3 protein-coding genes are annotated in these 2,024 nt (G+C 60.8%); 2 read left to right on the top strand and 1 reads right to left on the bottom strand.

The features are described from left to right. Positions 1-52: 52 nt before the first annotated feature. Positions 53-1,228, bottom strand: coding sequence for a tyrosine-type recombinase/integrase (locus OU26_RS09270; protein ID WP_026646265.1), 1,176 nt, complete (start codon positions 1,226-1,228; stop codon positions 53-55). A gap of 312 nt (positions 1,229-1,540) precedes the next feature. On the opposite strand from OU26_RS09270, the gene OU26_RS10320 reads away from it, so the two are divergent. Together OU26_RS10320 and OU26_RS09260 are read left to right on the top strand one after the other, a co-directional pair. Next, complete coding sequence (locus OU26_RS10320) at positions 1,541-1,681, top strand: hypothetical protein (RefSeq protein ID WP_117612149.1); 141 nt, start codon at positions 1,541-1,543, stop codon at positions 1,679-1,681. Position 1,682: 1 nt separating this feature from the next. Beyond that, positions 1,683-1,886: a helix-turn-helix transcriptional regulator gene (locus tag OU26_RS09260; protein WP_026646266.1), complete on the top strand. Its 204-nt coding sequence runs from the start codon at positions 1,683-1,685 to the stop codon at positions 1,884-1,886. The last annotated feature ends 138 nt before the right edge of the window (positions 1,887-2,024 follow it).

Here is a 2,024-nt window from a genome sequence, read left to right as displayed (position 1 = left end):
GGGTTCGAGTCCCTTATCGCCCACTCCCCGGAATCCTTGAGATTCCAACGATTCAAACACTCCGAACATGCGCAGCATCCACCTGTGCCCACATTTTGCCCACATCCTGCGAAGCGACCTGCACTGCAGCGTCGATGGTACGAGCCACATCATCCAAATCCGAATCGAACAGATCCGCGTACACGTCCAACGTCATCGCAGCCGACTTGTGCCCCAGCATGCGCTGCAGCGCCTTGATATTCGCTCCGGCATGCACCGCGATGGAAGCGGCGGTATGCCGCAGGTCATGCGGTGGCAGAGGCTCCACGCCCGCCCTCCTGCACGCACTGACGAACCACGTGCGGTTCGATTTCGCCCCAGCAGCCGACTGGTTGCGCGGAGGACGGCCAAGATGGTCACGGAACACCCAATCGGACGGCCCCTTGCCAGCCAGCACGGGAAGCAGCGCCTCGCCGACTATGGATGGCATTGGCACGTCACGCATCTCATGCGACTTCGGCGATGTCTCCGACCATTCGCTGCCAATGCGCGTCACATTCCGCCTGACATGTATTCGGCGGCGCCCATAGTCCACGTCCTCCACCCTCAGCCCGCACATCTCGCCCCAACGCAGGCCGCACAGGCCAAGCACCAGCACGAGCGCCTTGCGGTCGGTCGGCTGGATACGTGCCCTTCCCGCCTCGTCCGCGACGGCCAGCAGTTGCTCGACGGTCAGATACCGGTGCAGTCGCCTGCCCTCACGCCTGGGCAATGCCAGATCGTCGGTCGGAGCCTTGGCGATGAGCCTGTTTTTGACGGCGAGATCGCAGACGCCCTTGAGCACGCCGACGATCTTGAGCACCGTAGACGGTGCCAGTTTTTCCGCCTTGCCGCTGACAAAGGCCTGCAATTCTCTGTGTGTGATGGAGCCTATCTGCCGTGCCGCGTATTCCGGCTCCACGTGCGTCTTCCACGTGATTTCGTCGGTGCGAATGGTGTTTGGCTTGAGGATCGGACGGCGTGAATCCATCCACTCGGCGTAGACGTCGGACACCAGGGTGCGTCCGGCCGACTGGTCCACGAAGCTGCCGTCCCTTTTGGCGGCGTTGACGTGCTGGTCTCCCCACGCCTCGGCGTCCATCTTGCGCCGGAATCCGCGTTTGCCGGTCGGCGCTCCGTCCGGTTTGCGGTAGCGCACCTCGTAGCGTTTGCCGCTTTTCGTTTGGTATTGGCGGATTGTGTAAGCCATGCTCGCCCCTTCGTTTGCGTGGCATCAAGTCTATCAATCCGTTGATTTTTTTCTCTGTTTTTTGCGTTTCGGCTTGCATTACTTTATTTACTGCGCTAATATAGTTTATATCAAGGAAAGGAGGTGAACATGACACCATCGGAGATAATCACCAGCATCTCGCTTCTCGTCGCGAGCCTCGCGGCCCTCATCAAAGCGGTGACCGGACTCGTCAAGGAGATGAGACGGAAACCGAAGAAGAGGAAGTGAGCAAGGGTTCCGGCCAGACCTAGGGGCCGGAACCCCACATCTCCGATTATGCCATGGGACATCATGAGAACGGAATCGATAGTCAGCGCGGTGTTCGCGCTCGGAACCGCCGCCAGCGCATGGTTCGGCTGGCCGTTCGCGCTCACCGCCGGATGCGCCATCGTCAGCGCCGTCTTCGCGCTCATCGCCGGAAGGAAGGACTGACATGACCATCGAATACCTGAGCGTCACCGACGTGTCCAAGCGCCTCGGCATCAGCACAGCCGCCGTCAGCGCCTACAAGCTCCCCCAACCGGACGCCACCATCGGCCGCACGCGCGGCTGGCTGCCAGAGACCATCGACCAATGGAACGCCAGCCGCCCTGGCCGAGGCGTCGGCGGCGGACGTCCGCGCAAACACGCCGAATAACAAGAAAACGCCCCTCCCCAGCATCATGCTGAGAGAGGGGCGATGTTTAACCGAGTTTTTCGATGATCTGTTTTTCTTTATCGTTGAGAGGCCATATGGTCACGTCCTCCGCGGCCTTCAGTTCCGCGGCCTTCAGTT

It is taken from the genome of Bifidobacterium ruminantium DSM 6489 (assembly GCF_000770925.1).
Classification (GTDB): domain Bacteria; phylum Actinomycetota; class Actinomycetes; order Actinomycetales; family Bifidobacteriaceae; genus Bifidobacterium; species Bifidobacterium ruminantium.
The sequence above is the reverse complement of the archived record's forward strand: the minus strand, read 5'-3'. Positions and strand labels throughout refer to the sequence as shown.